Raw genomic sequence first — 23,541 nt, 5'->3', positions numbered from 1 at the left:
CGCACTATCGCGCAGGAGCGGGTGCTTCGAAATTATATGAAGGTTTGCGTCCTCTATCTCTTCGGTGCCGCGAGGCCGAGCGTCTCGGCCATGCGCACGAGATCGGCGAGCGAGCGGGCGCCCATTTTCTTCATCACATGGCCGCGGTGGATCTTCACGGTGATCTCGCTGAGGCCGATCTCGGCCGCGACCTGCTTGTTCATCAGGCCGGAAGTGACGAGCGCCATCACCTCCTTCTCGCGCGCGGTCAGGGTCTCGTAGAGTTCCTGCACGCCGGCGACCGCCCGGTCGGCCTGGCGGCGGGAGCGATCCTGCTCCAGCGCCGCCGAGACGGCGTCGAGTATGTCCTGGTCGCGGAACGGCTTGGTGAGGAAGTCCACCGCTCCCGCCTTCATCGCCCGCACGGTCATCGGGATATCGCCATAGCCGGTCATGAAGATCACCGGCATGTTGAGATCGCTGCGCGCGAGCTGCGACTGGAAGTCGAGCCCGCTGACGCCGGGCAGGCGGATGTCGAGCACGAGGCAGCGCGGCACGTCCGGCAGCCGCGCGGCGAGGAACTCCGCCGCCGATCCGAACAGCTCGACCCGCAGGCCGATGGAACGGAACAGGCTGGACAGCGCCTCGCGCAGCGGCTGGTCGTCATCGACCACGATGACCAGGGGATCGGCCGGCTCGGATGCGGCGCGGCGCGGGGGAGGGGGCGCGATCACGGCGACGGCTCCTTGAATGCGGGCAACACAAATGCGGGCAACACGATGCGGAAGGTCATTCCGCCCTCGGGGTTCGGAAGGGCTTCGATGCGGCCCATATGGGTCTCGATAATGGAACGGCAGATCGACAGACCCAAGCCCATGCCCTGGGATTTGGTGCTGTAGAACGGCTCGAACAGGCGCGGCAGCGCGTCGGGAGCAACGCCGGCGCCACGGTCGACGACGGCGACCTCGACGGTCTCCTCGCCCGCTTCGCTCCACGCCCGTCGCGACAGCACGGAGAGGGGCCGCTCGCCGGAGACCTTGTCCATCGCCTGCGCCGCATTGATCGCGAGATTGATCAGCACCTGCTGCAGCTGTACCCGGTCGCCCTTCACCATCGGCAGCGCCGGCGCCAGCTCCAGCCGCAGCCGGGCGCGGTGGCGGCGCAGGTCCCGCTCGATGATGGCGAGGGTTTCCTCGATCAGCCGGTTGACCTCGATCGGTTCGTGGCGGAGCTCGTCGCGGCGCGACAGAGCGCGCAGCCGGGCCACCACATCGCCGGCGCGGCGCCCGCTGGCGATCATCCGCTCAACGGAGGCGACGGCCTCGCCGACGTCCGGCACCGGCCGGCGCAGCCAGCGCAGCCCGGCCTCGCCATTGGTGACCACCGCCGCCAGCGGCTGGTTCACCTCATGGGCGATCGAGGCCATCAACTGGCCGAGCGTCGCGACCCGCGTCACCTGGGACAGCTCGGCCTGGGCCTTGAGCAGCCGTTCCTCGGCCCGCTTGCCGGCGGTGATGTCGTTATTGATCTCCATCGTCGCCACCGGCCGGCCCTGCGGATCGCGGTGCTGCGACCAGCGGCTGGCGACCGTCACCTGCGCGCCGTCCTTGCAGGTGTGGCGCAACTCGCCTTCCCAGCGGGCAGCGCGGTGCAGTTGCGCGTTCACGGCTTCGCGGGCCGATGGGAAAACGGTGCGCAGCAGCTCGGTGGTCTTGCAGCCCACCGCCTCGGCCGCCGACCAGCCATAGAGCTCCTCGGCGCCGCGGTTCCAGTAGAGGATGGTGTCGGTGTCGTCGCGCACCAGTATGGCGTCGTGCGTCAGGTCGAGCAGGGCCGCCTGTCCGCGCATCATCTCGCGGGAGCGGCTGTGGCGCAGCGACAGCAGCGTGACCGCGACGATGGCGCTGATGGCGACGACGGCCCGCACCACCGCCTGCGGATCGTAGCGCTCGCCATGCACGGCGATGAAGCTGACCGCCGTCAGGCCGATGCAGACCGAGCCGACCAGCAGGATGCCGCGCGGGGTCAGGCGGTCGGCCGCCAGCATCACCACCGCGACATAGAGCACGGCGATGGCGGTATCGAGCGGGGTCAGCGTGTCGACGGCGAAGATCGCGACGGCCAGCAGCGCGGCGAGCGCCGGGGCCAGCGGTCGGCCGGGCCGGAACAGGGCGGCGAGCCCGGTCGTCACCGCGGCGCTCCGCGACCCGGACGGCATGCAAAATACAGGAGGGCGGAACGCGGGATCCGCCCCTCGAGGGCCACGGTACAAATCATGGCGCCATGCTAGCAAATTCCGACTCCTAAAAGCCTATACCTACGTATGTTTTTCATCGGCTCATCGTATGCCGGTGCACGCAGATGTAGAGTTGAGCCGGAGACCAGATCGTCGATAGTCGTGCAGAGGATGGTGCCCGATCGCGCCGCCCATTCGCCAATCCATCGCTTTTCGAGGACATGCCATGAGCCGGAACATTGCCGACCTGACCATCGCGACCCTGGCGCAGATCGGCGTCAGACGGATCTATGGCGTGGTGGGCGACAGCCTGAACGGCCTCACCGATGCCATCCGCCGCACCGACGGCATCGACTGGGTGCATGTGCGCCACGAGGAGGTCGCCGCCTTCGCCGCCGCCGGCGAGGCGGCCATCACCGGCGAACTGGCGGTGTGCGCCGGCTCCTGCGGGCCGGGCAATTTGCATCTGATCAACGGCCTGTTCGACGCGCAGCGCTCGCGCTTGCCGGTGCTGGCGATCGCGGCGCAGATCCCCTCCTCGGAGATCGGCGGCGGCTATTTCCAGGAGACGCACCCGCAGAACCTGTTCCGTGAATGCTCGGTCTATTGCGAACTGGTGTCCGACCCGTCGCAGATGCCCTTCGTGCTGGAAAACGCCATCCGTGCCGCCATCGGCCGGCGCGGCGTCGCGGTGGTGGTGATACCGGGCGACATCGCGCTGAAGCCGGCGCCGGGCAAGCCCGTCTCCGCCAATGCCGGCCTCAAGCCGCGTGCGCCGGTGGTGACGCCCGCCGAGGAGGAGATCGACGCGCTCGCCGCGCTGCTCAACGGCGCCGAGCGGGTGACGCTGTTCTGCGGACGCGGCTGCGCTGGCGCGCACGCCCCGCTGATGGCGCTGGCCGAGAAGCTGAAGAGCCCGATCGTGCACGCGCTGGGCGGCAAGGAGCACGTCGAATACGACAACCCCTACGACGTCGGCATGACCGGCTTCATCGGCTTTGCCTCCGGCTATGAGGCGATGCACGCCTGCGACGTGCTGCTGCTGCTCGGCACCGACTTTCCCTACAAGCAGTTCCTGCCGACCGGCGTCCGGATCGCGCAGGTCGACATCCGCCCGGAGCAACTCGGCCGGCGCTGCGCGCTGGAACTCGGCCTTGTCGGCGACGTGGCGGCGACGCTCGACGCGCTGATCCCCAGGCTTACCGTCAACGAGGACCGCACCCATCTCGACGAGGCGGTGGCGCGCTATCGCAAGTCGCGCAAGGGGCTGGACGATCTCGCCACGGGTACGCCGGGGAACAAGCCGATCCACCCGCAATATCTGGCGCGGCTCGTCAGCGAGGCGGCGGCGGAGGATGCGGTGTTCACCTTCGATGTCGGCACCCCGACCATCTGGGCGGCGCGTTACCTCACGATGAACGGCAAGCGGCGCATGGTCGGCTCGCTGGTGCACGGCTCGATGGCCAATGCCATGCCGCAGGCGATCGGCATCCAGGCGGCGCAGAAGGGCCGGCAGGTGGTCTCGCTCTCCGGCGATGGCGGCTTCACCATGCTGATGGGCGACCTGATCACGCTGAAGCAGGAAAAGCTGCCGGTGAAGGTGGTGATCTTCAACAACGGCACGCTCGGCTTCGTGGCGCTGGAGATGAAGGCGAACGGCTTCGTGGAGATCGGCACCAACCTCGAAAACCCGGACTTCGCGGAGATGGCGCGGGCCATGGGCATCCATGGCGTGCGGGTGGAGGATCCCGGCGATCTGCCGGGGGCCATCGCCGAGGCGTTCGCCCATGACGGGCCGGCGGTGCTGGACGTCGTCACCGCGACGCAGGAGCTTTCCATGCCACCGACCATCGAGCTGGAGCAGGCCAAGGGCTTCGGCCTGTGGATGATCCGCGCGGTGATGAGCGGGCGCGGCGACCAGGTGCTCGATCTCGCCAAGACCAACCTGCTGCGGCGCTGACCGGCACGCCGTCCTGCCGGGGGCTGCGTGGCGGCGACCCGTTCCGGCGATCCGCGGGGCGCGAGACCAAACGAAACGGGGCGGCAAGCCGAACGCTTGCCGCCCCGTTCTTATCGATGGAAGCCGGATCAGCCCTTGATGAAGGCGAGCAGATCGGCGTTCAGCACCTCGGGATGGGTGGTGAGCATGCCGTGCGGATAGCCCTCATAGATCTTCAGCGTGCCGTTCTTCACCAGCTTGACCGACTTCAGGCCGGCGTCCTTGTAGGGCACGATCTGGTCGTCGTCGCCGTGCAGCACCAGAACCGGCACCGAGATGGCCTTGAGGTCCTCGGTCTGATCGGTCTCGGAGAACGCCTTGATGCCCTCGTAATGCGCCTTGGCGCTGCCGATCATGCCCTGGCGCCACCAATTGTCGATCACGCCCTGCGAAACTTTCGCGCCTTCACGGTTGAAGCCGTAGAAGGGGCCGGCCGGCAGGTCGATGAAGAACTGCGCGCGATTGGCGGCGAGCGCGGCGCGCAGGCCGTCGAACACCTCGATCGGCAACCCTTCGGGATTGGCTTCGGTCTTCAGCATCAGCGGCGGCACGGCGGAGACCAGCACCGCCTTGGCGACGCGGCCGGCCGGCTCGCCGTGCTTGGCGACATAGCGGGCGACTTCGCCGCCGCCGGTGGAATGGCCGATATGGACGGCGTTCTTCAGATCGAGATGCTCGACCACCGCGAACGCGTCGGCGGCATAGTGGTCCATGTCGTGGCCTTCGGAGACCTGCGACGAACGGCCATGGCCGCGGCGGTCATGGGCGACGACGCGGAAACCCTTCTGCACGAAGAACAGCAGCTGGGCGTCCCAATCGTCGGACGACAGCGGCCAGCCGTGGTGGAAGACGATCGGCTGGGCGTCCTTCGGGCCCCAGTCCTTGAAGAAGATCTCGACGCCGTCCTTGGTGGTGACGAAAGGCATGGTTGCAATCCTTCGATCTGGCGATAAGGCGGCGGTGGAATGCCAAGCTGCGAAGCACCGCCGGGTGGCGCGAAAGGTAGGGCGAACGACGCGACCGGTACGTGACGAATGCACGCCCACTATCGCGAATGCCCGCCGGCGAGCGGAATTGGGAAACCGGTGTCGTCCTGTCCGTCTCAGTCAGGAAGATAGGCCGCGGCGCGGGGAGTTGGCCAATGGCGTTCGTGCAATGAACTGCGTGTTATTATGTAGTTTTCATTGCAGAAGATATGTGTTCGCCGAATCTACAGCCGCTGTGGCGCCTCGGCGGCGCGGAGCGCGGCATCCTCGATCTGGATGGTGAGATGCGACAGGCCGAACCCGGCCTGCATCGCCGCCTGCGCCGCGGCGAGGGTGTCGCGGGCGCGGGCCATGTCGCTGATCACGACATGGCCGCTCATCGCGTCCATGCCGGAGGTCAGCGTCCAGACGTGCAGGTCGTGCACCGCCTCGACGCCCTCGATGGCCATGAGCGCCGCCTCGATCCGGGCGAGGTCGATGTCGGGCGGCGTGCCCTCCATGAGGATGTGCACGGCGCCCTTCAGCAGGATCCAGGTGCGCGGCACGATGAAAAGGCCGATGCCGGCGCCGACGATCGGGTCGACCAGCGTCCAGCCGGTCAGCATGACGATGACCGCCGCCAGGATGACGCCGAGCGAGCCCAGCATATCGGCCAGCACCTCGAAATAGGCGCCCTTGACGTTGAGGCTCTCGCTCGATCCCGCCGACAGCAGCCGCATGCTGATCAGGTTCACCGCCAGGCCGGCGATGGCCACCACCAGCATCGGGCCGCCGATGATCTCCGGCGGGGCGACCAGGCGCTGCCAGGCCTCGTAGAGAATGAAAACCGTCACCACCAGCAGCACGACGGCGTTGGCGAGCGCCGCCAGCACCTCCATGCGGACATAGCCATAGCTGTTGCGCGGGGTGGCCGGGCGCTCGGCGAAGCGGATGGCGACCAGCGCCAGCACGAGGCCGCCGGCATCGGTGAGCATGTGCGCCGCATCGGCGACCAGTGCCAGGCTGCCGGTCCACAGGCCGCCGACGACCTCGACGATCATGAAGGAGAAGGTCAGCGCCAGAGCGAGATAGAGCGAGCGCTTGTGCCGTCCGCCGGCGGTCATGAGGGCGGCGGCATCGCCATGCGAATGCCCGCCACCATGCGAATGCCCGCTGCCATGCGCATGTTCCGCCACCGCGCTCTCCCCGCTGCCCTGCTTCCCGGCGCGCCATGTTGCGCCGGCCGGCGATGGTAATCGATTTCCTGTGACATGCATGCGGACGACGGCGTCGGGACGAGGTCGGCAGCGCTCAGGGGCTGCGCGAGAGCATCAGCGTGGCGCGGTCCTCCGGCACCTTCAGCCAGCTGCCGTCCTCCTGCGCGGCGAAGCGCAGCGGCTCGCCGGTATCGCCGAGCAGCAGCAGGTCGCCGGCGTCCAGCCGCCAGCGCTCGCGCGCGATCTTGCCGAGCAGCGCGGCGCATCCGTCATCCGGGATCAGCGGATAATCGCCGTCGCCGATCGGCTGCTCGCCGAACATCACGGTGCAGAACGGCTGGTCCGGCCCGCGCGACAGCCGCCACAGCCCGAACAGATCGGCCGGCTGTGCCTGCGGCGCGGCCTGCACCAGGCGCGGATTGACCAGGAAATACACGCCGTCGCGCTCGCGCAGCGCTTCCCAGCTGCCGCCGGCGCCCTCGGTGAACTCCGCCACCAGCTTGCCGGAGGCGGCGTGCAGGCGGATCGAATCCCCCGGTCCCGGCGACCAGGAGGCGATGTCGGCGGCGAAGGTGATCTGTTCGGCGCAGGCGGGACGGTCGAGCTCCACGGCGAACAGCGGATGGCCGATGCCTGCCGGCGCCCGGGCGGGTTTGACAGCTAGCCGCAGCGGGCAGATGCGGTCGCCGTCGGCATTGGTGAGCTGGTAGGCGTCCGCCAGCCGACGCGCCACGGCGGCCGGGGTCTCTGGCACGGATGCTCCCGGCTCGGGCGCTTCCTTGGTTGTCGCGTCCTGCGCGAGGACGGGCGGGGTCGCCGCGAACAGGCCTCCGAGCCCGGCGAGCAGCAGGGCGGCGGGGAGGACGAGGTCGCGGCGGCGCCTCATGACCGGCCTCAGCCCTTGACCGGCGGCCAGGGCGTTTCCGCCACCGGGGTCAGCGGCGGCTGGCCGGCCGCCCAGGCGAGCAGATTGTCGACCACGAGCTGGCCCATGGCGTCGCGGGTGAGCTGCGTCGCCGAGGCGACGTGCGGCAGCAGCACGACATTGTCGAGGGCGATTAGCGCCTCCGGCACGTTCGGTTCATGGGCGAAGACGTCGAGGCCGGCGGCGAGGATGGTGCCGTCCTGCAGCGCGGCGATCAGCGCCTCTTCGTCCACTACCGAGCCGCGCGCGACATTGATCAGCACGCCGCGCGGGCCGAGCGCCTTGAGCACCTCGGCATTGATCATCCGATCGGTGGCGGCGCCGCCGGGCACGATGACGATGAGGGTGTCGACATCGCGCGCCAGGGCGAGGAGGTCGGGATAATGGGGATAATCGACGCCCTCGGCCGGACGCCGGCTGTGATAGGCGATGGGACGGCCGAAACCCTCGAGCCGCCGGGCGATCGCCTTGCCGATGCGACCCATGCCGACAATGCCGATGGAACGGTCGCGCAGCGTCGCGGTGAGCGGGTAGGCGCCGCTGGGCCATTTGCCGGCGCGCAGATGGCGCTCGGCCTGCGGCAGGCGGCGGATGGCGGCGAGCGTCAGGGCGAGGGAGAGGTCGGCGACCTCGTCGTCGAGCACGCCCGGTGTGTTGGTGACGACGACGCCGCGCGTGCCGGCGGCCGGCGCATCGACGGAATCGTAGCCGACGCCGAAATTCGAGACGATTTCCAGCTGCGGCAGGGCATCCATCAGCTCGGCGGTGACGCGGCGGCGGGCGGTGGCGCCGACCCCGGTGGCGACGGCGCGGATGCGCGGCCCGGCCTGCGCCAGCACCGCGTCGCCGTCCGGACCGTCGAGCCGGTGCACCACGAAATGTTCGGTGAGCTGGGCCTCGATCATCGGCATCAGCGGTCCGGTCTGCAAAAGCTCGATGCGGCCGGAGGCGGGGGCGGTCGGGGATTCGGACATGTCAGGCTCCTTCACGTCGGCGGCTATTCGTCACCAAAGCACCGGCGCTGGCAATCCGTCTTGTGCAGGGGCGACCCACCCCTTCCGGGGGCAGGGCTGTGGACATGCCTGTGGAGGACGTGTGCATCACGACACGGCGGCGGCGGCCGATAGCGGCGGGAATCCGTTCGACAGTGCTACCGGCAAGACGCCGAGCAACGGCGGACGCCGCGTTGTCCCACGGCACGCGGTTCCGGGGATGGGTCGTCAGGAGACGCGAGGTGGAAGCCGGAGCGCTAAGCCGGCTCCTCCACTTCGTCGGGCTGCTCGTCGAGATCGGGGTTCTCGGCGCCGAGCTTGAGGGAGAGGTTCTTCTCGATCCGCCGCAGCAGCTTGCGCAGGCGCTTGCGGTCCTTGCCGTCGATGCCACCGGTCATGGTGTCCTCGAGCGAGTCCCAGATGTCGTCGATGGAGCCGGCGCGGGTACGGCCCTCGTCGGTGAGATGGACCCGCACCAGGCGGGCATCGGTATCGGAGGCCTTGCGGACCAGCAGGCCCTGCGCCGCCAGCCGCCCCACCGTCTTGGACGCGGTGGGCGGGCGCACGCGCAGCGCGGCGGCAAGCTCGGACATGGTGCGGCCGTCGGCGTCGAACAGCAGCTTGAGGACGGTCTCCTGTCCCGGAAACAGCCCGAGTTCCTGAAGCCGCCGCGCGGCAAGCGCGCGCTGCAGACGCGCGGCGTGTTGCAGGCGAAGACCGATGCTCTTGTCGAACCCGTCCTTCATGGGGGCGTCCCGTTGACCGCATGGCGGCAACAACCATTGTTGCAGCAAAAACAGCGTGTCATGACAGGAACATGGCGGGAAACGCCGATTTCGTCAAAATCTTGCTAGGGACCCGGATTTTTGAGCCGGGCGAAGCGTTCCTCGACCCGGCTAAGGAACGCTTCGCGCTTGCCCAGGCTGACCGAATCCATGCCGTGCAGCGCCATCCAGAGCTTGCGCGCCCGCGGATGGATGATACCGCCAATGCCATCGAGCAGGATGCGGCGCCCCGGCTGGCCGATCCAGCACCACCAGAACCACGGCGAGCCCAAGGTCGAGACGGCGGCGATCAGCCTTATATTGGTGAGGTGGCGCTCCAGCGGGCGAAAGGGCCGGGGCATGCCGAAGGTCTCGAACGGCACCAGCACGCGGTCGAGCCAGCCCTTCAGCATCGCCGGCGGGCCGTACCACCAGGTCGGGGCGACAAAGATCAGCGCGTCGGCGGCCTTCACCCGGTCGAGATGCTCGGCGACGTTGACGCGGTTGAGCCCGGGCGTGTGGTAGTGGCGCCGCTCCTCCTCGGTGAGGGCGGGCTGGAAGCCGTCGGCATAGAGGTCGATCAGGTCGGCCTCGTGGCCGGCGCGGGTGAGACCGCGCAGCACCGCGTCGCGCAGCGCAGCGCCGTAGCTGTCCGGCACCGGGTGGCAGAAGACGACGAGCGCGCGCATGGGTTCCTCAGGCTGACGGTTTCCGTCGGCAAGGTTCGCCCATGCCGCGGCGGTCTTCAGGGAAGGCGGGATCAGACGGGCCCAGTTTCAGGCGAGGCCCATTTCAGGCCAATCCCTGGAACAGATAGGTCCGGCCGGCGGCGAGGTCGAAGTCCGGGTTCTCCCAGCCGATCATCTTGCCGGGATTGAGCAGGCCGGCAGGGTCGGCCTCGCGCTTGAAGGCGAGCTGTACGGCGTCGGTCTGCTTCATGCCGCCTTCCTCCAGCGTGTAGCGGTGCGGGTTAAACACCACGGCGCCCATTTCCTCGTGGATGGCGACGATCTCGTCGAGCCGCTCTTCGGTGGTGAAGTGCACCAGCGGCAGGCCGAAGCAGGTGATCTTGCCGTCGAAGCGGACGAATTCGAGATGCGCCGGCACCTCGGCGCCCAGTCGCCGGTGAATGGACGCCACGAGATCGAGCTGGTCGGGAAACGGATAGAGCGTCTGCAGATAGGTGATGGCCGGGTCGACGCGCAAGGCGCGCAGCGTGGTGTGGTTCCACGACAGTTCGTAGAGCGGCGGCAGGCCGGCCTGCCGGTCGGCCGGCACGAGGTCGGAGCGGAACAGGAACGCGCCGCCATGGCGGGCGGTGAAGGCGGCGAACGCCTCGACGGCGAGCGCATCGACCATGACCAGCACCACATGGCGGCCGTCCGGCAGGAACGGCTTGTGGCGCAGGAAATAAAGCTGCGGCACCGGCGCGGCGACGACGCTGATGAGCTTCTTCGCCAGCGCGTCCTGCTCGCCGAGCGCATTGGCATAGGCGCAGGCGCGGCCGAAATCCTCGAAGCCGACGATCGCCTCCACCCAGCCATAGGCGGGGGCGAGCGGCATGGTGACCTCGGTCACGATGCCGTTGGTGCCATAGGCATGGGCGACCTTGCCGACCTCCTCGCCGGAAAGCCGCAGCACGCGCGGCTCGGGCTCCATCGTCACCACGGTGAGGCCGAGTATGTTGCCGAGATCGCGCAGCCCGCCCCACATGATCGAGCCGACGCCGCCGGAGCCGCCGGCGATGAAGCCGCCGACCGAGGCGGTGCGGTAGGTGGAGGGGTGCAGGCGCAGTTCCTGCCCACCGGCGCGGGTGGCGGCGTCGATGCCGGCGAGTATGGCGCCGGCCTGCGCCACCACCCGGCCCGGCCCGATATCGAGCACGCGGTTCATGCCGGAGAGATCCAGCACCACGCCGCCGGCCAGCGGCATGGCCTGGCCGTAATTGCCGGTGCCGGCGCCGCGCGGCGTCACCGGGATGGAAAGCTCGGCACAGGACTTGAGGATGCGGATCACCTCGTCCTGCGAGGTGGCGAAGGCGACGAGATCGGCGACCACCGTGTCGAGCTGACGCTTCAGCACCGGCGAATACCAGTAGAAATCCCGGCTCTTCTGCCGCACCAGCGCCGGATTGTCCTCGAGGCGGATGCCGTCGAGGCGGGCCCTGAGGGCGGCAAGGTCGTAGCGGTCGCTCATCGGGGCTCACCCATCAGGTCGTCGAGTTCGGCGGGGTCCGGCGGCGTGGTGTCGATGCTGCGGCCGGCGCGCAGCACGAGGCGGTCCGCCTGCGGGCGGGATAGCAGCTCGTTCAGGCTGCGGGCGCGGAACAGCGACAGGTCGGCCGGCGCGCCGGCAGTGAACAGGCCGGCGCCGCCCAGCCCCATGGCGGCAGCGGGGCGGGCGGTCACGATGTCCGGCCAGTCGACGAAGGGATGGTCGAGATGGGCGATGCGGACCGCCTCGCGCAGCACCTCGACGAGATCGAGATCGCCATAGGCATAGAAGGGATCGCGCACATTGTCGCTCGCCACCATGACCGGGATGCCGCGCGCGCGCATCTCGTGCAGCAGGGTGATGCCGCGGGCGCGGGGCGTGCGGCCCGGCGCGCGGTCCTGCAGGTAGAGATTGCACATCGGCAGCGACACCACGCCGATGCCGGCGCGGGCGACGAGATCGAGCGTGCGGTCGACCACCGTCGGCTCCTGCCGCGACAGCGAGCAGCAATGGCCGACCAGTATGCGGCCCTCGAAGCGGCGGGCGAGCGCGGTCTGCGCGATCAGCGCCAGGGAATCGGCAGCGGGATCGAGCGTCTCGTCGACATGGAAGTCGAGATCGAGGCCGTGGCGCTCGGCGGCGGCGAACAGGCGGTCGAGGCCGGCCTGGAGATTGGCCGCCGGCCAGGTGAAGGTGCCCAGCACGCCGCCGAGGCAGGCGACGGTCTCGACCAGTGGGCCGAATTCGCCGTCGTCCAGCACATTGTCCACCGGCGCGAGCGCCACCGCCTGCAAGGTGAGCCGGTCCGCCCATTCCTCGCGCTTTTCGGCGAAGACCGGCCAGGAGATGGCGGTCTGCGGGCCGATGGAATCGAGATGGGTGCGGATCGCCACCGTGCCGTGCGCATAGGCGCAGCGCAGGGCGAAATCCATGCGGCGGGCCACGTCCACGGCGCTCCAGCGCGCCTCGCGGTCGATCGTGTTGGCGGCGAGCGCGCCGGCGAAGCTGCCGTCGAGGTTCGGCTGGCGCGGCCAGATGAACGCCTTGTCGAGATGGGTGTGGACGTCGACGAGGCCGGGCAGGACCAGCGCGCCGTCGAGATCGAGGCGGGGCAGCGGGTGGTTGGTCTCGCCATGCGGGGTGAGGCCGGCGATGGCGTTCTCGACGACGAAGAGGTCGATCTGCACCAGCCCTTCACGATCCGGGCTCAGTGAGAGCTCGGGTACCAGCGCGGCGGGCGCGCGGACGCCGGCCAGCACATAGGCGTCCGGCGGGTTGGCAAGGAAGGCGGCGCGCATGGCGGCGTTCATGGCTCGGGCTCCCGATCCTCAATTGCCCCGGCCGAGAGCGCTCTCGTGCCAGCGGCGCAGCAGCAGCCACGACACGAGGCTGAGCCCGGCATAGATGAGGATGCCGGCGAGAGAAATCAGCAGCAGCGCGGCGAACATGCGCGGAATGTTCAGCCGGTAGGCGGATTCGACGATGCGGAAGGCGAGGCCGGAGCCCTGGCCGGCCGAGCCGGCGGCGATCTCGCCGACCACCGCGCCGACCAGAGCGAGGCCGCCGGCGATGCGCAGGCCGCCGAGGAAATAGGGCAGGGCGGTGGGCAGCTGGAGCAGGCGCAGGGTTTGCAACCGGCCGGCGCCGGACAGCCGGAACAGGTCGCGCAGATTGGCGTCCACCGAATTGAGGCCGAGCGTGGTGTTGGACAGGATCGGGAAGAAGGCGACGATCCAGGCGCAGGTGAGCACGGCGGTATCGGTGGACAGGTAGATCAGCATCAGCGGCGCGATGGCGATCAGCGGCGTCACCTGCAGGATGATGGCGATGGGGAACAGCGAGAACTCGACGATGCGGGCGGAGGCGAACAGCAGCGCCAGCGCCGCGCCCCCGACCGCCGCCATGGCGAGGGCGATCAGCGTGGTGCGCAGCGTCACCATCAGCGAGCCGAGGAGCACGTCGCGATCGGCGACCAGCGTGTCGAGGACGCGCAGCGGGCCGGGCAGGATATAGGGCGGCAAATCGTTGAGCCGCACCACGAGATCCCAGCCGAGCACGACGAGGCCGAGCACCGCCAGCGGCAGCAGCCAGCGCAGCGGCGAGGTCTCCAGCCGGTGCGTCGCGCGGGCGAGCATGGCGAGGCCCCCCGTCAGCCGGCGTTCATGGCGGCGGCGAGCGCCGTCGAGGTCTGCCGGCACAGGGCGGCATATTCCGGCGAGGTGCGGAAGGCCTCGTCGCGCGGTTGGGCGGGGTCGATCTCCAGCTCGGCGGCGACGCGGCCGGGACGGGCGCGGAAGACGAGGATGCGGGTGGAGAGATAGACCGACTCGAACACCGAATGGGTGACGAAGACGATCGTACAGTTAAGTTGGCGCCAGACCTGCAAAAGATCGTTGTTCAGCTTGAAGCGGGTGATCTCGTCGAGCGCGGCGAACGGCTCGTCCATCAGGAGCAGGCGCGGCTTTGTCACCAGCGCGCGGGCGATGGAGACGCGCATCTTCATGCCGCCGGACAGTTCGCGCGGATAGGCATCGCGGAAGCCGTCGAGGCCGACCAGTTCCAGCGCCTCCATGATCGCCGGCTCGGCCTCGCGGCGCGAGGTGCCGGCGAGCTTGAGCGGCAGGTGGACATTGCCGAACACGCTCGCCCACGGCATCAGCGTCGGCTCCTGGAAGACGAAGCCGACGGACGGGTGGGTGGAGGTGGCCTTGCCCGCGCGCTCGCCGTTGAAGACGATGCGGCCTGAGGTCGGCTCGGCGAGGCCGGCGATCAGCCGCAGCGCCGTCGACTTGCCACAGCCGGACGGGCCGAGCAGCGAGAGGAACTCGCCGCGGCGCACCTCCATGTCGAGCCCGTCAAGGGCGGTGACCTGATTGCCGAAGCGCTTGCCGACGCCGGCAAGGGTAAGCAGCGGCGCGCCGGGCGGGGTATCGGCGGGCACCGGGGCCGGCGGATCGATGAGGGTGGTCACGCGCGGGGGCCGCTCATTTCGGCGCCAGATCCACTCATTTCGGTGCCAGATCCTTGCCGACGCCCTTGTTCACGAACTGCGTCGTGTAGGACTTCTTGTAGTCGATGTCGGCCTTGACCACCTTGGCGCGCACCATCTTGTCGTAGAAGCTCTTGATCTTCTCATCGGTCATGGCGCCGACGCCCAGCGTCTTGGTGTCACCGGAATCGACGATGCCGTACTCCTTCATCTTGTCGATGGAGAAGGCGATCATCTCGTCGGTCATCTCCGGATTATCCTTCTTGATCAACGCATTCGCCTTGGCGTTGTCGCCATAGAGATAATTGTACCAGCCGATGATCGAGGCATCGACGAAGCGCTGCACGAGGTCCGGGTTCGACTTCACCAGCTCGGAGCGGGTCTCGATGGTGGTGGAATAGGTGTCGAAGCCCTGATCGGCCAGCAGGAACAGCTTCGGCTTGAAGCCGCCCTGCTTCTCCACCGCATAAGGCTCGGAGGTGATGTAGCCCTGCATGGCGCTGTTCTTGTCGGCGAGGAAGGGCGCGGCGTTGAAGGTGTAGGGTTTCACCTGATTTTCGCTAAAGCCGAAATCGGCGACCAGCCACTGATAGTAGCTGGCGAGGCCCTCCTTGGAGATGAACAGGGTGCGGGTCTTGAGATCCTCGAAGGTCGCGACGTCGGGATGGGCGATCAGCACCTGCGGGTCCTTCTGGAACATCGCGGCGACGATGACCGTCGGGATGCCTTCCACCACAGAGGAGAAGGCCTGCAACATGTTGGCGCCCATGTAGAAGTCGATCTTGCCGACCGGCAGCAGCAGCCGGTTGTTGGCCTGCGGACCGCCGGGCAGGATGGTGACGTCGAGGCCGTACTTCGCATAGGTGCCGTCAACCACCGCCTGGTAGAAGCCGCCATGCTCGGCCTGCGCCACCCAATTGGTGCCGAACGTCGCCTTGTCGGCGGCGAAGGCACGCGGGGCGGCGGCGAGGCCGGCGACAAGGGCGGTCACGGTCGCGGCCGCCGCGAGGGCGAGCGAGCGCAGGGCGGAGCGGCGCGAAAACAGGCGCATGGACGGGATCTCCCAACGGGCAGTGCCGGCGACAATGCCGTCATACTAGGCGAGCTCAAAGCCGATGCACATAGGACCCGGACGGCCTTGTCCGCACAAATTTGCGGGCCTAAGGATGGAGCATGCTGCGCCATCTCCTCCCCGCCGGCGTGCGCCGGCCCTTCGCCCGCTACAGCCATGCCGTCGAGGTGACGGCCGGGGCACGGCTGCTGCTGACCTCCGGCCAGCTCGGCATCGCGCCGGACGACGCCATCCCCGACAGCGCCGAGGAACAGGCCGAACTGTGCTTCCGCGCCATCGCCGCCTGCCTCGCCGAGGCGGGAATGGGACCGGGCGACATCGTGCGGCTGAACGCCTATGTCACGGACCGGGCGCATATGGCCGGCTATATGGCGGCGCGCGACCGCTTCGTCGTCGACCCGCCACCGGCCTCGACGCTGATGATCGTCTCCGGCTTCACCCGGCCGGAATTCAAGGTCGAGGTCGAGGCGCTAGCTGCACGGACCGACTGAGACCGGGCGATTTCCGACGGCCGGGCCTCGCCCGGTCTTTTGTCGTTACGCATTTTCTTCACGCGAACCGGTACCCACTTCGCTTGAAAATGCTCTAGAACGCCCGCCTGACCGCCTGCGGAGCCCGACGATGCCGCCGAAACGCTTCTGGACCGAAATGAGCTGGCCCGATTTCGCGCAAGGCGATGTCAGCAGCTGGATCGCCGTCTTGCCGGTGGCGGCGGTGGAGCAGCATGGGCCGCACCTCCCGGTCGGCGTCGACGCGATGATCGGCCAGGGCTATCTCGACGCGGTGATGAAGCTCATCCCCGACGACCTGCCGGCGGTGTTCCTGCCGATGCAACAGGTCGGCAAGTCGAACGAGCACATCTTCTTCCCGGGCACGCTGACCCTTTCCGCCGAGACGGTGAGCCGCGCCTGGATTGAGATCGGCGAGAGCGTCTACCGTGCCGGCGTGCGCAAGATCGTGCTGGTGAACTCGCATGGTGGCAATGTCTCCACTCTCGATACCGTGGCGCGCGAGCTGCGCGCCCGGCTCGGCATGCTGGCGGTGACGGTCTCCTGGCATCGCTTCGGCTATCCCGAGGGGCTGTTCTCGGCCACCGAGCGCCAGCACGGCATTCATGCCGGCGGCATCGAGACCTCGCTGATGCAGGCGTTCCGCCCCGACATGGTGCGCGAGGACAAGATCGACAATTTCGTCCCGGCGACGCTCGGCATGGAGCAGGAGTTCGAGTTCCTGCGGGCCGGCACGCCGGCCGGCTTCGGCTGGATGTCGCAGGACATCAACCCGACCGGCGCCATGGGCGATGCCACCGAAGCCGATGCCGAGAAGGGCCGCGCCTGCGCCGCCTATGGCGCGCGGGCCTTCGTGGCGCTGCTCGCCGACGTGCACCGTTTCGACCTGTCCCGCCTGCCTGCCGGCCCGCTCGGCGGCGGCGCCAAATGAATGTTTCCGTGAACGCGATGGATACGACCGCCATGCCGCTGCGCCTGACGCTCGACGAGGCCCGCGCCTATGCCGGCCGGGTGCTTGAGACCTTCGGCACCGCGCCGGCCAATGCGGCGATCACCGCCCGCGCGCTGGTGGCGGCGGAGGCCGATGGGCTCGGCAGCCACGGCCTCGCCCGCCTGCCGAGCTATGCGGCGATGGTCGCCGCCGGCAAGATCGACGGCCATGCGGTGCCGACGAGCCGGCGGGTGGCGCCGAGCGTGTTGGTCGTCGACGCCGGCAACGGCTTTGCCTATCCCGCCATCGAGCAGGCGCTGCCGCTGGCGGAGGAGATCGCCCGCGAGACCGGCATCGCGCTCATCTCGATGCGGCGCTCCAGCCATTTCGGCGTCGCCGGCCAGCCGGTGGAAAAGCTCGCCGAGCGCGGGCTGGTGGCGCTGGCCTTCTCCAACGCCTCGGCCTCCATCGCCCCGTGGGGCGGCAAGAAGGCGGTGTTCGGCACCAATCCGCTCGCCTTCGCCACGCCGCTGCGCGACCGGCCGCCGGCGGTGGTCGACCTCTCGGTCGCCAAGGTGGCGCGGGGCAATGTGCTGGCGGCGGCCCAGCGCGGCGAGCCGATCCCGGAAGGCTGGGCGCTCGACAAGGAGGGGCGGCCGACCACCGATTCCAAGGCCGGGCTCGCCGGCACCATGGTGCCGATGGGCGAGGCCAAGGGCACCGCGCTCGCCTTCCTCATCGAGGTGATGGCGGCGGGGCTGACCGCCTCCACCTTCGCCTTCGACGCGCCGAGCTTCTTCGACGGCGAGGGGCCGCCGGCGGCGGTCGGCCATGTGATGATCGCCATCGATCCCAGCCGGACGGCGGGCGCCGCCTATCTCGACCATATGGAGCGGCTGGCGGCGATGATCGAGGGCGAGCCCGGCGCACGCCTGCCCGGCCAGCGGCGCCTCGCCAACCGCGAGAAGACCGCGCGCGACGGCGTCAGCGTGCCGCCGGCGCTGCGGGCCGCGCTGGCGGGGATGGGCTTTCCCGGCTGAGGCGCGCGGTCTTTTCGGTGCGTCGAAGACCCTCGCGCCAACCCTCTCCCCGACGGGGAGGGGAAGGCAGGGGGCCCTCGGGACCCGTCATTCCGGCATCGTCGACCAGTCCGGCGCCCAGCCGCCCTCGACCTTGCGGAACAGGGGGCAGGAGATCGGCGCGCGCACCAGGCCGGGCCAGGCCGGATCGATGGCGCCGAGCGTCTTCTGCCAGACATTGGTCTCCCTGATCGCGGTGGCGACGCCGACCACGTCGGCACCGATGCGTCGCATCAGCTCGAGCTCGGCCGAGACGGTGCCGCCGGTGGAGATGACGTCCTCCACCAGCAGCACCCGCTTGCCCTCCATGCGCTCGAGGAGGCGCGGGTCGATGAACACCGTCTTCGGCTTCAGCGGGCTGGTGATGGAGATCACCGGGATCGACAGCTCGTCCTCGAACCAGAATTTCCGCGAATAGCTCAGCGGCACATAGTGCGGGTGGCCGAGCTTCTTCGCCACCGAGGCGGCCAGCACCATGCCGAGGGTGGGCATGCCAACGACGACCTCCGGTTCGAGGTCGCGGACCATCTCCGCCATCGCGGTGCTGAGCCGGTCTTCCAGCGCGAAGGAATTCTCGGTGATGCAGAGATAGGCGATGGCGGTGTCGAAATCGGGCGGCAGCGCCAGGAACGGCAGATCCGCCCCGTCGCCGTCCGGCAGCTTCACCGGGTAGCTGTCCCGGTAGGGCGGCGGGCCGGGATCCTTGAGCTCGGCGGCGGGGATGAGGCGGTCGCGGTAGCTGCCGCGGTCCTGAAAATTGAGGGGCATGGGGAACTCCGGGAGGCGAGGGCCTCACGAAGCCAGCAACGCAAATGCCAAGGGCCGCCCGCATGCGGCGGGCGGCCCTTCAACATTCGTCGCATCGTCCACCGGCCAGGGACCGGCGGTTAATCAGGAGGGCTTCGGCCCGAACGGGCCGAGGTCTCACTTCTTGGCGGCTTCGATCGCCTTGACGATCAGCTCGCGGGCGCGCTCGGGGCCGTGCCAGTCGGCGACGTTGACCTTCTTGCCCTTCTCCAGGTCCTTGTAGTGGGTGAAGAAGTGCGCGACCTGCTCGACGACGAGCGGGGGCAGGTCCTTATAGGACTTCACGTTGGAGTGGTACGGGTAGACGCTGTCGGCCGGCACCGCGAGGATCTTCTCGTCGCCGCCCTTCTCGTCCGTCATCATCAGCACGCCGACCGGGCGGCAGGGGATGACGCAGCCGGCCATCAGCGCCACCGGCGAGATGACGATGACGTCGAGCGGATCGCCGTCGTCGCCCAGCGACTGCGGGATGAAGCCATAGGCACCCGGATAGAACATCGGCGTGTGCAGGAAGCGGTCGACGAAGATCGCGCCGGAGTCCTTGTCGAGCTCGTACTTGACCGGCGCGCCGCCGGCCGGGATCTCGATGACGGCGTGGATCTCATCCGGCGGGTTCGGTCCAGCAGAAATGCGTGAAATGTCCATGAACGGGCTCCAGAACGAAGAATGCCGGGCGGTCCGGCCGACAAAGCGCCTTCTAATAGGTCGGAGCAGGCCTGACGTCGAGAGAGGACGCACGGGCAATTGGGCGCATGTGCCGCGATGCGGCAAAAATCTCGCATCTGCGATGTGATAATGTATCGGCGGACTGGACGTGTCGTGATGATATGTTGTATCAAATGCCTCGCAGCCGAGGTTACGCATGTCCGCATCCCACCAACATTCTCACGATCCCGCGCCTTCCCAGCCGGATCATTCGCATAGCAGCGATCACGCGCACGATGATCATGCGCATGCTCCTCACACGCACGCGCATCACTCGCATCCGGTCGGCGCCCGCCATCCGGCGGCGGCGGTGGCGCCGTCGCTGCTGAGGCTCTCCGCCCTTTCTCGGCTCATGCTGGTGCTGCCGGTCGCCGCACTGCTGTGGGCGGCGGCGCTGGCCGTGCTGTGGGGAGGCGCGTGATGGGCGCCGAGGTTATGAGCGCCGAAGTGCTTGCCTTCCGCGATGTCACGCTCGGCTATGACCGGCATCCGGCGGTGCATCATCTGACGGGAACGGTCAATGCCGGCGAGCTGATCGCCATTTGCGGGCCGAACGGGGCCGGCAAGTCGACGCTGCTGAAGGGGGTGGTGGGCCTGTTGTCGCCGCTGGCGGGCAGCATCGTCCGGCCGGATGACGGGCGGGCACGCATCGCCTATCTGCCGCAGGCGGCAGAGGTCGACCGCTCCTTCCCGATCAATGTCTACGACATCGTGGCGCTCGGCCTGTGGCGGCGCACCGGGCTGTTCGGCGGGATCTCGCACGCCGACCGTGAACGGATCGCGGCGGCGATCGCTGCAGTGGGGCTCGACGGCTTCGAGCGCCGCCCGATCGGCACGCTGTCCGGCGGGCAGATGCAGCGGGCGCTGTTCGCGCGGCTGCTGCTGCAGAATGCCGAGATCATCCTGCTCGACGAGCCGTTCACGGCCCTCGATGCCGCTACCGTGCGCGACCTCGTCGCGCTGGTGGAGCGCTGGCATGGCGAGGGGCGCACCGTGCTCGCGGTGCTGCACGACCTCGAACTGGTGCGGGCGCATTTCCCGCGCACGCTGCTGCTCGCCCGTTCGCCGGTCGAGTGGGGCGAGACGCGCACCGTGCTGACCTCCACCAACCTCACGCGGGCGCGCCACATGTGCGAGGCGTGGGACGAGAGCGCCCATGCCTGCGAGCCGGCGCGTACGGAGCGCGCGGCATGAACGCGTATGACCTGTTGATCGCTCCCTTCGCGGAGTTCGACTTCATGCGCCGGGCCTTGATCGGCGTCATCGCGCTCGGCCTCGGCGCCGGGCCGGTCGGCGTGCTGATGATGCTGCGGCGGATGAGCCTTGCCGGCGACGCCATGGCGCATGCCATCCTGCCCGGCGCGGCGGTCGGCTTCCTCGCCGCCGGGCTGAACCTGTTCGCCATGACCCTGGGCGGGCTGATCGCCGGCTTCGCGGTGGCGCTTGGCGCCGGCGCGGTGGCGCGGGCGACGCAGATGAAGGAGGACGCGGCGCTCGCCGCCTTCTACCTCGTCTCGCTGGCGCTCGGCGTGATGCTGGTGTCGCTGCGCGGCTCGAATGTCGATCTCCTGCACGTGCTGTTCGGCACCGTGCTGGCGCTGGACGACCCGACGCTGTTGCTGATCGTCGGCGTCTCGACGGTGTCCATGCTGACGCTCGCCGTGCTGTGGCGGCCCCTGGTGGTGGAATGCGTTGATCCCGGCTTCCTGCGCTCGGTGAGCCGGGCCGGCACGCCGACGCATCTGGTCTTCCTCGGGCTGGTGGTGCTGAACCTCGTCGGCGGCTTCCACGCGCTCGGCACGCTGCTGGCCGTCGGGCTGATGATGCTGCCGGCCGCCACCGCCCGCTTCTGGGCGAGCGACCTGACCGCGCTTGTCGTCGCGGCGGTGCTGGTCGCCTGCGGCTCCGGCGTGATCGGCCTCTTGGTCTCCTACCATCTCGGCGTGCCCTCCGGGCCCGCCATCATCCTCGTCGCCGGCGGCGCCTATGTGCTGTCGGTGCTCGTCGGGCCCATCGGCGGCATCCTGCCCCGCCTGATGCCGCGCCGACATCTCGAAGCCTGAAGGAGAATTCGCATGAAGCTCTCTAGCTTTGCCGCCGCGGCCTCGCTGCTGCTGGCGCTCGTCGCCGCTCCCATCGCTACTCCCGCGGCGGCGCAGACCGACACCGGCGCCAAGCTGCCGGTGGTGGCGTCGTTCTCGATCCTCGGCGACCTCGTGAAGAATGTCGGCGGCGACCGGGTGGCGATCTCGACGCTGGTCGGGCCGGACGGCGACGCGCATGTGTTCCAGCCGGCGCCGGCCGACGCCAAGAAGATGGCGGCGGCCAAGGTGGTGTTCGTCAACGGCCTCGGCTTCGAGGGCTGGATGGACCGGCTGGCGAAATCCTCCGGCACCAGCGCCGCCGTGGTGGTCGCCGCCAAGGGCGTCACCGCCCGCGAGATGGAGGAAGAAGGGCACGACCACGGCAAGGAGGCGCAGGCCGGCCACGATCACGAGGAGACCGACCCGCATGCCTGGCAGTCGGTCGCCAATGCCGAGATCTACGTCGCCAATATCCGCGACGGGCTGATCGCCGCCGACCCGGCGGGCAAGGCGACCTACGAGGCCAATGCGGCGGCCTATCTCGCCAGGCTTCAGGCGCTCGATGCCGAGATCAAGGCGGCGGTGGCGCGCATCCCGGCCGACAAGCGGCGGGTGATCACCTCGCATGACGCCTTCGGCTATTTCGAGGGCGCCTATGGGCTGGAGTTCATCGCACCGCAGGGCGTCTCCACCGAGGCGGAAGCCTCGGCCAAGGACGTCGCCCGGATCATTCGCCAGATCAAGGCCGAGAAGATCCCGGCGGTGTTCATGGAGAACATCTCCGACCCGCGCCTGATCAAGCGCATCGCCAACGAGACCGGCGCCAAGATCGGCGGTACGGTGTTTTCCGACGCCCTCTCCGATGACAAGGGACCGGCCGCCACCTATATCGACATGATGCAGAACAACATCCGCGAATTCTCGGCGGCGCTGTCGAGCTGAGGCGGGAGGGGGCTTCCCGCCCCCGACGCCGACGTCCACCGCCGGCGCGTTTCGCGGGCCGCCTCTCCCCGGCGGGGAGAGGAAAGCAAAGACTGGAGTGGCCTCGATGGCTGACACGCAGACCCAGAGCAAGATTCCCGTCACCGTGCTGACCGGCTATCTCGGCGCCGGCAAGACCACGTTGCTCAACCGCATCCTCTCCGAGCCGCACGGCAAGAAATTCGCCGTGGTGGTCAACGAGTTCGGCGAGATCGGCATCGACAACGACCTCGTGGTCGGCGCCGACGAGGAAGTGTTCGAGATGAACAACGGCTGCATCTGCTGCACCGTGCGCGGCGACCTGATCCGCATCATCGACGGCCTCCTCAAGCGCAAGGACGGCTTCGACGGCATCATCGTCGAGACCACCGGCCTCGCCGATCCCGCTCCGGTCGCGCAGACCTTCTTCGTCGACGAGACGGTCGGCGCCAAGACCACGCTCGACGCCGTGGTGACGGTCGCCGACGCCAAATGGCTGAAGGACCGGCTGAAGGACGCGCCCGAGGCGAAGAACCAGATCGCCTTCGCCGACGTCATCCTGCTCAACAAGACCGACCTCGTGTCGGAGGCGGAGCTGAAGGACGTCGAATTGCGCATCCGCGCCATCAACCCCTTCGCCCGCATCCACCGTACCCAGCGCTCCGACATCGCCATCGACAAGGTGCTGGGGCAGGGGGCGTTCGATCTCGACCGGATCCAGGCGATCGATCCGGATTTCCTCGAGGCCGGTCACAAGCATTTCCACGACGAGGACATGCGCTCGGTGTCGTTCACCAGCGACGCGCCGCTCGACCCGGACAAGTTCTTCCCGTGGATCCAGGAGCTGACCCAGCGCGAGGGGCCGAACATCCTGCGTTCCAAGGGCATCCTCGCCTTCAAGAACGACCCCGAGCGCTTCGTCTTCCAGGGCGTGCACATGATCCTCGACGGCGACCACCAGCGCCCGTGGAAGGAAGGCGAGCCGAAGGTGAGCCGCATCGTGTTCATCGGCCGCAAGCTCAACGTGCCGGAACTCGAAAAGGGTTTTCGCGCCTGCGTGGCGTGAACATCTCCGTACAGGCGGGCTGCGTGACGGCGGGCGCAATATGCGCTA

Annotated in this window: 24 protein-coding genes; 9 read left to right on the top strand and 15 right to left on the bottom strand. The window is 68.7% G+C overall.

Annotated elements, in window-relative coordinates:
• Positions 1 to 53 precede the first annotated feature (53 nt).
• Positions 54 to 713 (bottom strand): response regulator transcription factor, encoded by a 660-nt coding sequence (locus tag KHC28_RS04205; RefSeq protein ID WP_312893079.1) that lies wholly within the window; start codon positions 711 to 713, stop codon positions 54 to 56.
• Positions 710 to 2,170 carry a two-component system sensor histidine kinase NtrB gene (locus tag KHC28_RS04200; RefSeq protein ID WP_312893078.1) on the bottom strand — a complete coding sequence of 487 codons (1,461 nt, stop codon included), beginning with the start codon at positions 2,168 to 2,170 and terminating at the stop codon, positions 710 to 712. The genes KHC28_RS04205 and KHC28_RS04200 overlap by 4 nt, the downstream gene beginning before the upstream one ends.
• A 271-nt stretch (positions 2,171 to 2,441) precedes the next feature.
• Here KHC28_RS04200 and poxB point away from each other — a divergent pair, with 271 nt between their 5' ends.
• Positions 2,442 to 4,175 carry a ubiquinone-dependent pyruvate dehydrogenase gene (gene poxB / locus KHC28_RS04195; protein ID WP_214007072.1) on the top strand — a complete coding sequence of 578 codons (1,734 nt, stop codon included), beginning with the start codon at positions 2,442 to 2,444 and terminating at the stop codon, positions 4,173 to 4,175.
• Between the two features lie 128 nt (positions 4,176 to 4,303).
• On the opposite strand, the gene KHC28_RS04190 is transcribed toward poxB, so the two are convergent.
• The 11 genes from KHC28_RS04190 to KHC28_RS04140 all read right to left on the bottom strand — a co-directional run bounded on the left by KHC28_RS04190 (position 4,304) and on the right by KHC28_RS04140 (position 15,331).
• On the bottom strand, positions 4,304 to 5,140 hold the full coding sequence (locus KHC28_RS04190; RefSeq protein ID WP_214007071.1) for an alpha/beta fold hydrolase: 837 nt from the start codon (positions 5,138 to 5,140) through the stop codon (positions 4,304 to 4,306).
• A 284-nt stretch (positions 5,141 to 5,424) separates the two neighbouring features.
• Entirely contained in the window at positions 5,425 to 6,303 is an 879-nt protein-coding gene (locus tag KHC28_RS04185) for a cation diffusion facilitator family transporter (protein ID WP_214007278.1), read from the bottom strand.
• Positions 6,304 to 6,490: 187 nt separating this feature from the next.
• Positions 6,491 to 7,282, bottom strand: coding sequence for an AprI/Inh family metalloprotease inhibitor (locus KHC28_RS04180; protein ID WP_214007070.1), 792 nt, complete (start codon positions 7,280 to 7,282; stop codon positions 6,491 to 6,493).
• An 8-nt stretch (positions 7,283 to 7,290) separates the two neighbouring features.
• Positions 7,291 to 8,295, bottom strand: a complete 1,005-nt coding sequence (locus KHC28_RS04175) for a 2-hydroxyacid dehydrogenase (RefSeq protein WP_214007069.1) — start codon at positions 8,293 to 8,295, stop codon at positions 7,291 to 7,293.
• A gap of 275 nt (positions 8,296 to 8,570) precedes the next feature.
• A complete protein-coding gene (locus tag KHC28_RS04170) occupies positions 8,571 to 9,059 on the bottom strand; it encodes a MarR family winged helix-turn-helix transcriptional regulator (protein ID WP_214007068.1) in 489 nt (162 codons plus the stop codon).
• Positions 9,060 to 9,163: 104 nt separating this feature from the next.
• Positions 9,164 to 9,766 carry an NAD(P)H-dependent oxidoreductase gene (locus tag KHC28_RS04165; RefSeq protein ID WP_214007067.1) on the bottom strand — a complete coding sequence of 201 codons (603 nt, stop codon included), beginning with the start codon at positions 9,764 to 9,766 and terminating at the stop codon, positions 9,164 to 9,166.
• A gap of 103 nt (positions 9,767 to 9,869) precedes the next feature.
• Positions 9,870 to 11,273, bottom strand: coding sequence for an FAD-binding oxidoreductase (locus KHC28_RS04160; RefSeq protein WP_214007066.1), 1,404 nt, complete (start codon positions 11,271 to 11,273; stop codon positions 9,870 to 9,872).
• The gene (locus tag KHC28_RS04155) at positions 11,270 to 12,601 is read right to left on the bottom strand and encodes a cytosine deaminase (protein ID WP_246564270.1); all 1,332 of its coding nucleotides are present in this window, start codon (positions 12,599 to 12,601) and stop codon (positions 11,270 to 11,272) included. Before KHC28_RS04155 ends, KHC28_RS04160 begins: the two co-directional genes overlap by 4 nt.
• An 18-nt stretch (positions 12,602 to 12,619) precedes the next feature.
• Positions 12,620 to 13,426, bottom strand: coding sequence for an ABC transporter permease (locus tag KHC28_RS04150; RefSeq protein WP_214007065.1), 807 nt, complete (start codon positions 13,424 to 13,426; stop codon positions 12,620 to 12,622).
• A gap of 14 nt (positions 13,427 to 13,440) precedes the next feature.
• Entirely contained in the window at positions 13,441 to 14,262 is an 822-nt protein-coding gene (locus tag KHC28_RS04145) for an ABC transporter ATP-binding protein (RefSeq protein ID WP_312893077.1), read from the bottom strand.
• A 34-nt stretch (positions 14,263 to 14,296) separates the two neighbouring features.
• Positions 14,297 to 15,331, bottom strand: a complete 1,035-nt coding sequence (locus tag KHC28_RS04140; protein ID WP_214007064.1) for an ABC transporter substrate-binding protein — start codon at positions 15,329 to 15,331, stop codon at positions 14,297 to 14,299.
• 122 nt (positions 15,332 to 15,453) lie between these two features.
• Between KHC28_RS04140 and KHC28_RS04135 the strand changes: the two genes are divergently transcribed.
• The 3 genes from KHC28_RS04135 (at position 15,454) to KHC28_RS04125 (ending at position 17,832) form a co-directional block, all read left to right on the top strand.
• Complete coding sequence (locus KHC28_RS04135; protein ID WP_214007063.1) at positions 15,454 to 15,843, top strand: RidA family protein; 390 nt, start codon at positions 15,454 to 15,456, stop codon at positions 15,841 to 15,843.
• 130 nt (positions 15,844 to 15,973) lie between these two features.
• The gene (locus KHC28_RS04130) at positions 15,974 to 16,792 is read left to right on the top strand and encodes a creatininase family protein (protein WP_214007062.1); all 819 of its coding nucleotides are present in this window, start codon (positions 15,974 to 15,976) and stop codon (positions 16,790 to 16,792) included.
• Between the two features lie 32 nt (positions 16,793 to 16,824).
• Positions 16,825 to 17,832 (top strand): Ldh family oxidoreductase, encoded by a 1,008-nt coding sequence (locus KHC28_RS04125; RefSeq protein ID WP_214007275.1) that lies wholly within the window; start codon positions 16,825 to 16,827, stop codon positions 17,830 to 17,832.
• Between the two features lie 87 nt (positions 17,833 to 17,919).
• Here KHC28_RS04125 and KHC28_RS04120 read toward each other — a convergent pair whose 3' ends face one another.
• Entirely contained in the window at positions 17,920 to 18,639 is a 720-nt protein-coding gene (locus tag KHC28_RS04120) for a phosphoribosyltransferase (RefSeq protein ID WP_214007061.1), read from the bottom strand.
• A gap of 156 nt (positions 18,640 to 18,795) precedes the next feature.
• The gene (gene ppa, locus KHC28_RS04115; RefSeq protein ID WP_214007060.1) at positions 18,796 to 19,323 is read right to left on the bottom strand and encodes an inorganic diphosphatase; all 528 of its coding nucleotides are present in this window, start codon (positions 19,321 to 19,323) and stop codon (positions 18,796 to 18,798) included.
• A 217-nt stretch (positions 19,324 to 19,540) separates the two neighbouring features.
• On the opposite strand from ppa, the gene KHC28_RS04110 reads away from it, so the two are divergent.
• The 5 genes from KHC28_RS04110 to KHC28_RS04090 all read left to right on the top strand — a co-directional run bounded on the left by KHC28_RS04110 (position 19,541) and on the right by KHC28_RS04090 (position 23,493).
• Positions 19,541 to 19,804: a hypothetical protein gene (locus KHC28_RS04110; protein WP_214007059.1), complete on the top strand. Its 264-nt coding sequence runs from the start codon at positions 19,541 to 19,543 to the stop codon at positions 19,802 to 19,804.
• A gap of 14 nt (positions 19,805 to 19,818) precedes the next feature.
• On the top strand, positions 19,819 to 20,577 hold the full coding sequence (gene aztA / locus KHC28_RS04105; RefSeq protein WP_214007274.1) for a zinc ABC transporter ATP-binding protein AztA: 759 nt from the start codon (positions 19,819 to 19,821) through the stop codon (positions 20,575 to 20,577).
• Complete coding sequence (locus KHC28_RS04100; protein WP_214007058.1) at positions 20,574 to 21,446, top strand: metal ABC transporter permease; 873 nt, start codon at positions 20,574 to 20,576, stop codon at positions 21,444 to 21,446. The genes aztA and KHC28_RS04100 overlap by 4 nt, the downstream gene beginning before the upstream one ends.
• Before the next feature lie 12 nt (positions 21,447 to 21,458).
• Positions 21,459 to 22,409 carry a metal ABC transporter substrate-binding protein gene (locus KHC28_RS04095; RefSeq protein ID WP_214007057.1) on the top strand — a complete coding sequence of 317 codons (951 nt, stop codon included), beginning with the start codon at positions 21,459 to 21,461 and terminating at the stop codon, positions 22,407 to 22,409.
• 106 nt (positions 22,410 to 22,515) lie between these two features.
• Complete coding sequence (locus KHC28_RS04090) at positions 22,516 to 23,493, top strand: CobW family GTP-binding protein (protein ID WP_214007056.1); 978 nt, start codon at positions 22,516 to 22,518, stop codon at positions 23,491 to 23,493.
• Positions 23,494 to 23,541 lie beyond the last annotated feature (48 nt).

This window comes from Ancylobacter sonchi, assembly GCF_018390695.1.
In the GTDB taxonomy this organism is placed as follows: Bacteria; Pseudomonadota; Alphaproteobacteria; order Rhizobiales; family Xanthobacteraceae; genus Ancylobacter; species Ancylobacter sonchi.
The sequence above is the reverse complement of the archived record's forward strand: the minus strand, read 5'-3'. Positions and strand labels throughout refer to the sequence as shown.

Coding starts and splice junctions, on each gene's coding strand:
- aztA (WP_214007274.1), top strand. CDS start 19,819: ATGAGCGCCGAAGTGCTTGCCTTCCGCGATGTCACGCTCGGCTATGAC.
- KHC28_RS04150 (WP_214007065.1), bottom strand. CDS start 13,426: ATGCTCGCCCGCGCGACGCACCGGCTGGAGACCTCGCCGCTGCGCTGG.
- KHC28_RS04120 (WP_214007061.1), bottom strand. CDS start 18,639: ATGCCCCTCAATTTTCAGGACCGCGGCAGCTACCGCGACCGCCTCATC.
- KHC28_RS04095 (WP_214007057.1), top strand. CDS start 21,459: ATGAAGCTCTCTAGCTTTGCCGCCGCGGCCTCGCTGCTGCTGGCGCTC.
- KHC28_RS04125 (WP_214007275.1), top strand. CDS start 16,825: ATGCCGCTGCGCCTGACGCTCGACGAGGCCCGCGCCTATGCCGGCCGG.
- KHC28_RS04155 (WP_246564270.1), bottom strand. CDS start 12,601: ATGAACGCCGCCATGCGCGCCGCCTTCCTTGCCAACCCGCCGGACGCC.
- KHC28_RS04175 (WP_214007069.1), bottom strand. CDS start 8,295: ATGTCCGAATCCCCGACCGCCCCCGCCTCCGGCCGCATCGAGCTTTTG.
- KHC28_RS04165 (WP_214007067.1), bottom strand. CDS start 9,766: ATGCGCGCGCTCGTCGTCTTCTGCCACCCGGTGCCGGACAGCTACGGC.
- KHC28_RS04160 (WP_214007066.1), bottom strand. CDS start 11,273: ATGAGCGACCGCTACGACCTTGCCGCCCTCAGGGCCCGCCTCGACGGC.
- KHC28_RS04100 (WP_214007058.1), top strand. CDS start 20,574: ATGAACGCGTATGACCTGTTGATCGCTCCCTTCGCGGAGTTCGACTTC.
- KHC28_RS04190 (WP_214007071.1), bottom strand. CDS start 5,140: ATGCCTTTCGTCACCACCAAGGACGGCGTCGAGATCTTCTTCAAGGAC.
- poxB (WP_214007072.1), top strand. CDS start 2,442: ATGAGCCGGAACATTGCCGACCTGACCATCGCGACCCTGGCGCAGATC.
- KHC28_RS04180 (WP_214007070.1), bottom strand. CDS start 7,282: ATGAGGCGCCGCCGCGACCTCGTCCTCCCCGCCGCCCTGCTGCTCGCC.
- KHC28_RS04135 (WP_214007063.1), top strand. CDS start 15,454: ATGCTGCGCCATCTCCTCCCCGCCGGCGTGCGCCGGCCCTTCGCCCGC.
- KHC28_RS04140 (WP_214007064.1), bottom strand. CDS start 15,331: ATGCGCCTGTTTTCGCGCCGCTCCGCCCTGCGCTCGCTCGCCCTCGCG.
- KHC28_RS04130 (WP_214007062.1), top strand. CDS start 15,974: ATGCCGCCGAAACGCTTCTGGACCGAAATGAGCTGGCCCGATTTCGCG.
- KHC28_RS04170 (WP_214007068.1), bottom strand. CDS start 9,059: ATGAAGGACGGGTTCGACAAGAGCATCGGTCTTCGCCTGCAACACGCC.
- ppa (WP_214007060.1), bottom strand. CDS start 19,323: ATGGACATTTCACGCATTTCTGCTGGACCGAACCCGCCGGATGAGATC.
- KHC28_RS04090 (WP_214007056.1), top strand. CDS start 22,516: ATGGCTGACACGCAGACCCAGAGCAAGATTCCCGTCACCGTGCTGACC.
- KHC28_RS04185 (WP_214007278.1), bottom strand. CDS start 6,303: ATGACCGCCGGCGGACGGCACAAGCGCTCGCTCTATCTCGCTCTGGCG.
- KHC28_RS04110 (WP_214007059.1), top strand. CDS start 19,541: ATGTCCGCATCCCACCAACATTCTCACGATCCCGCGCCTTCCCAGCCG.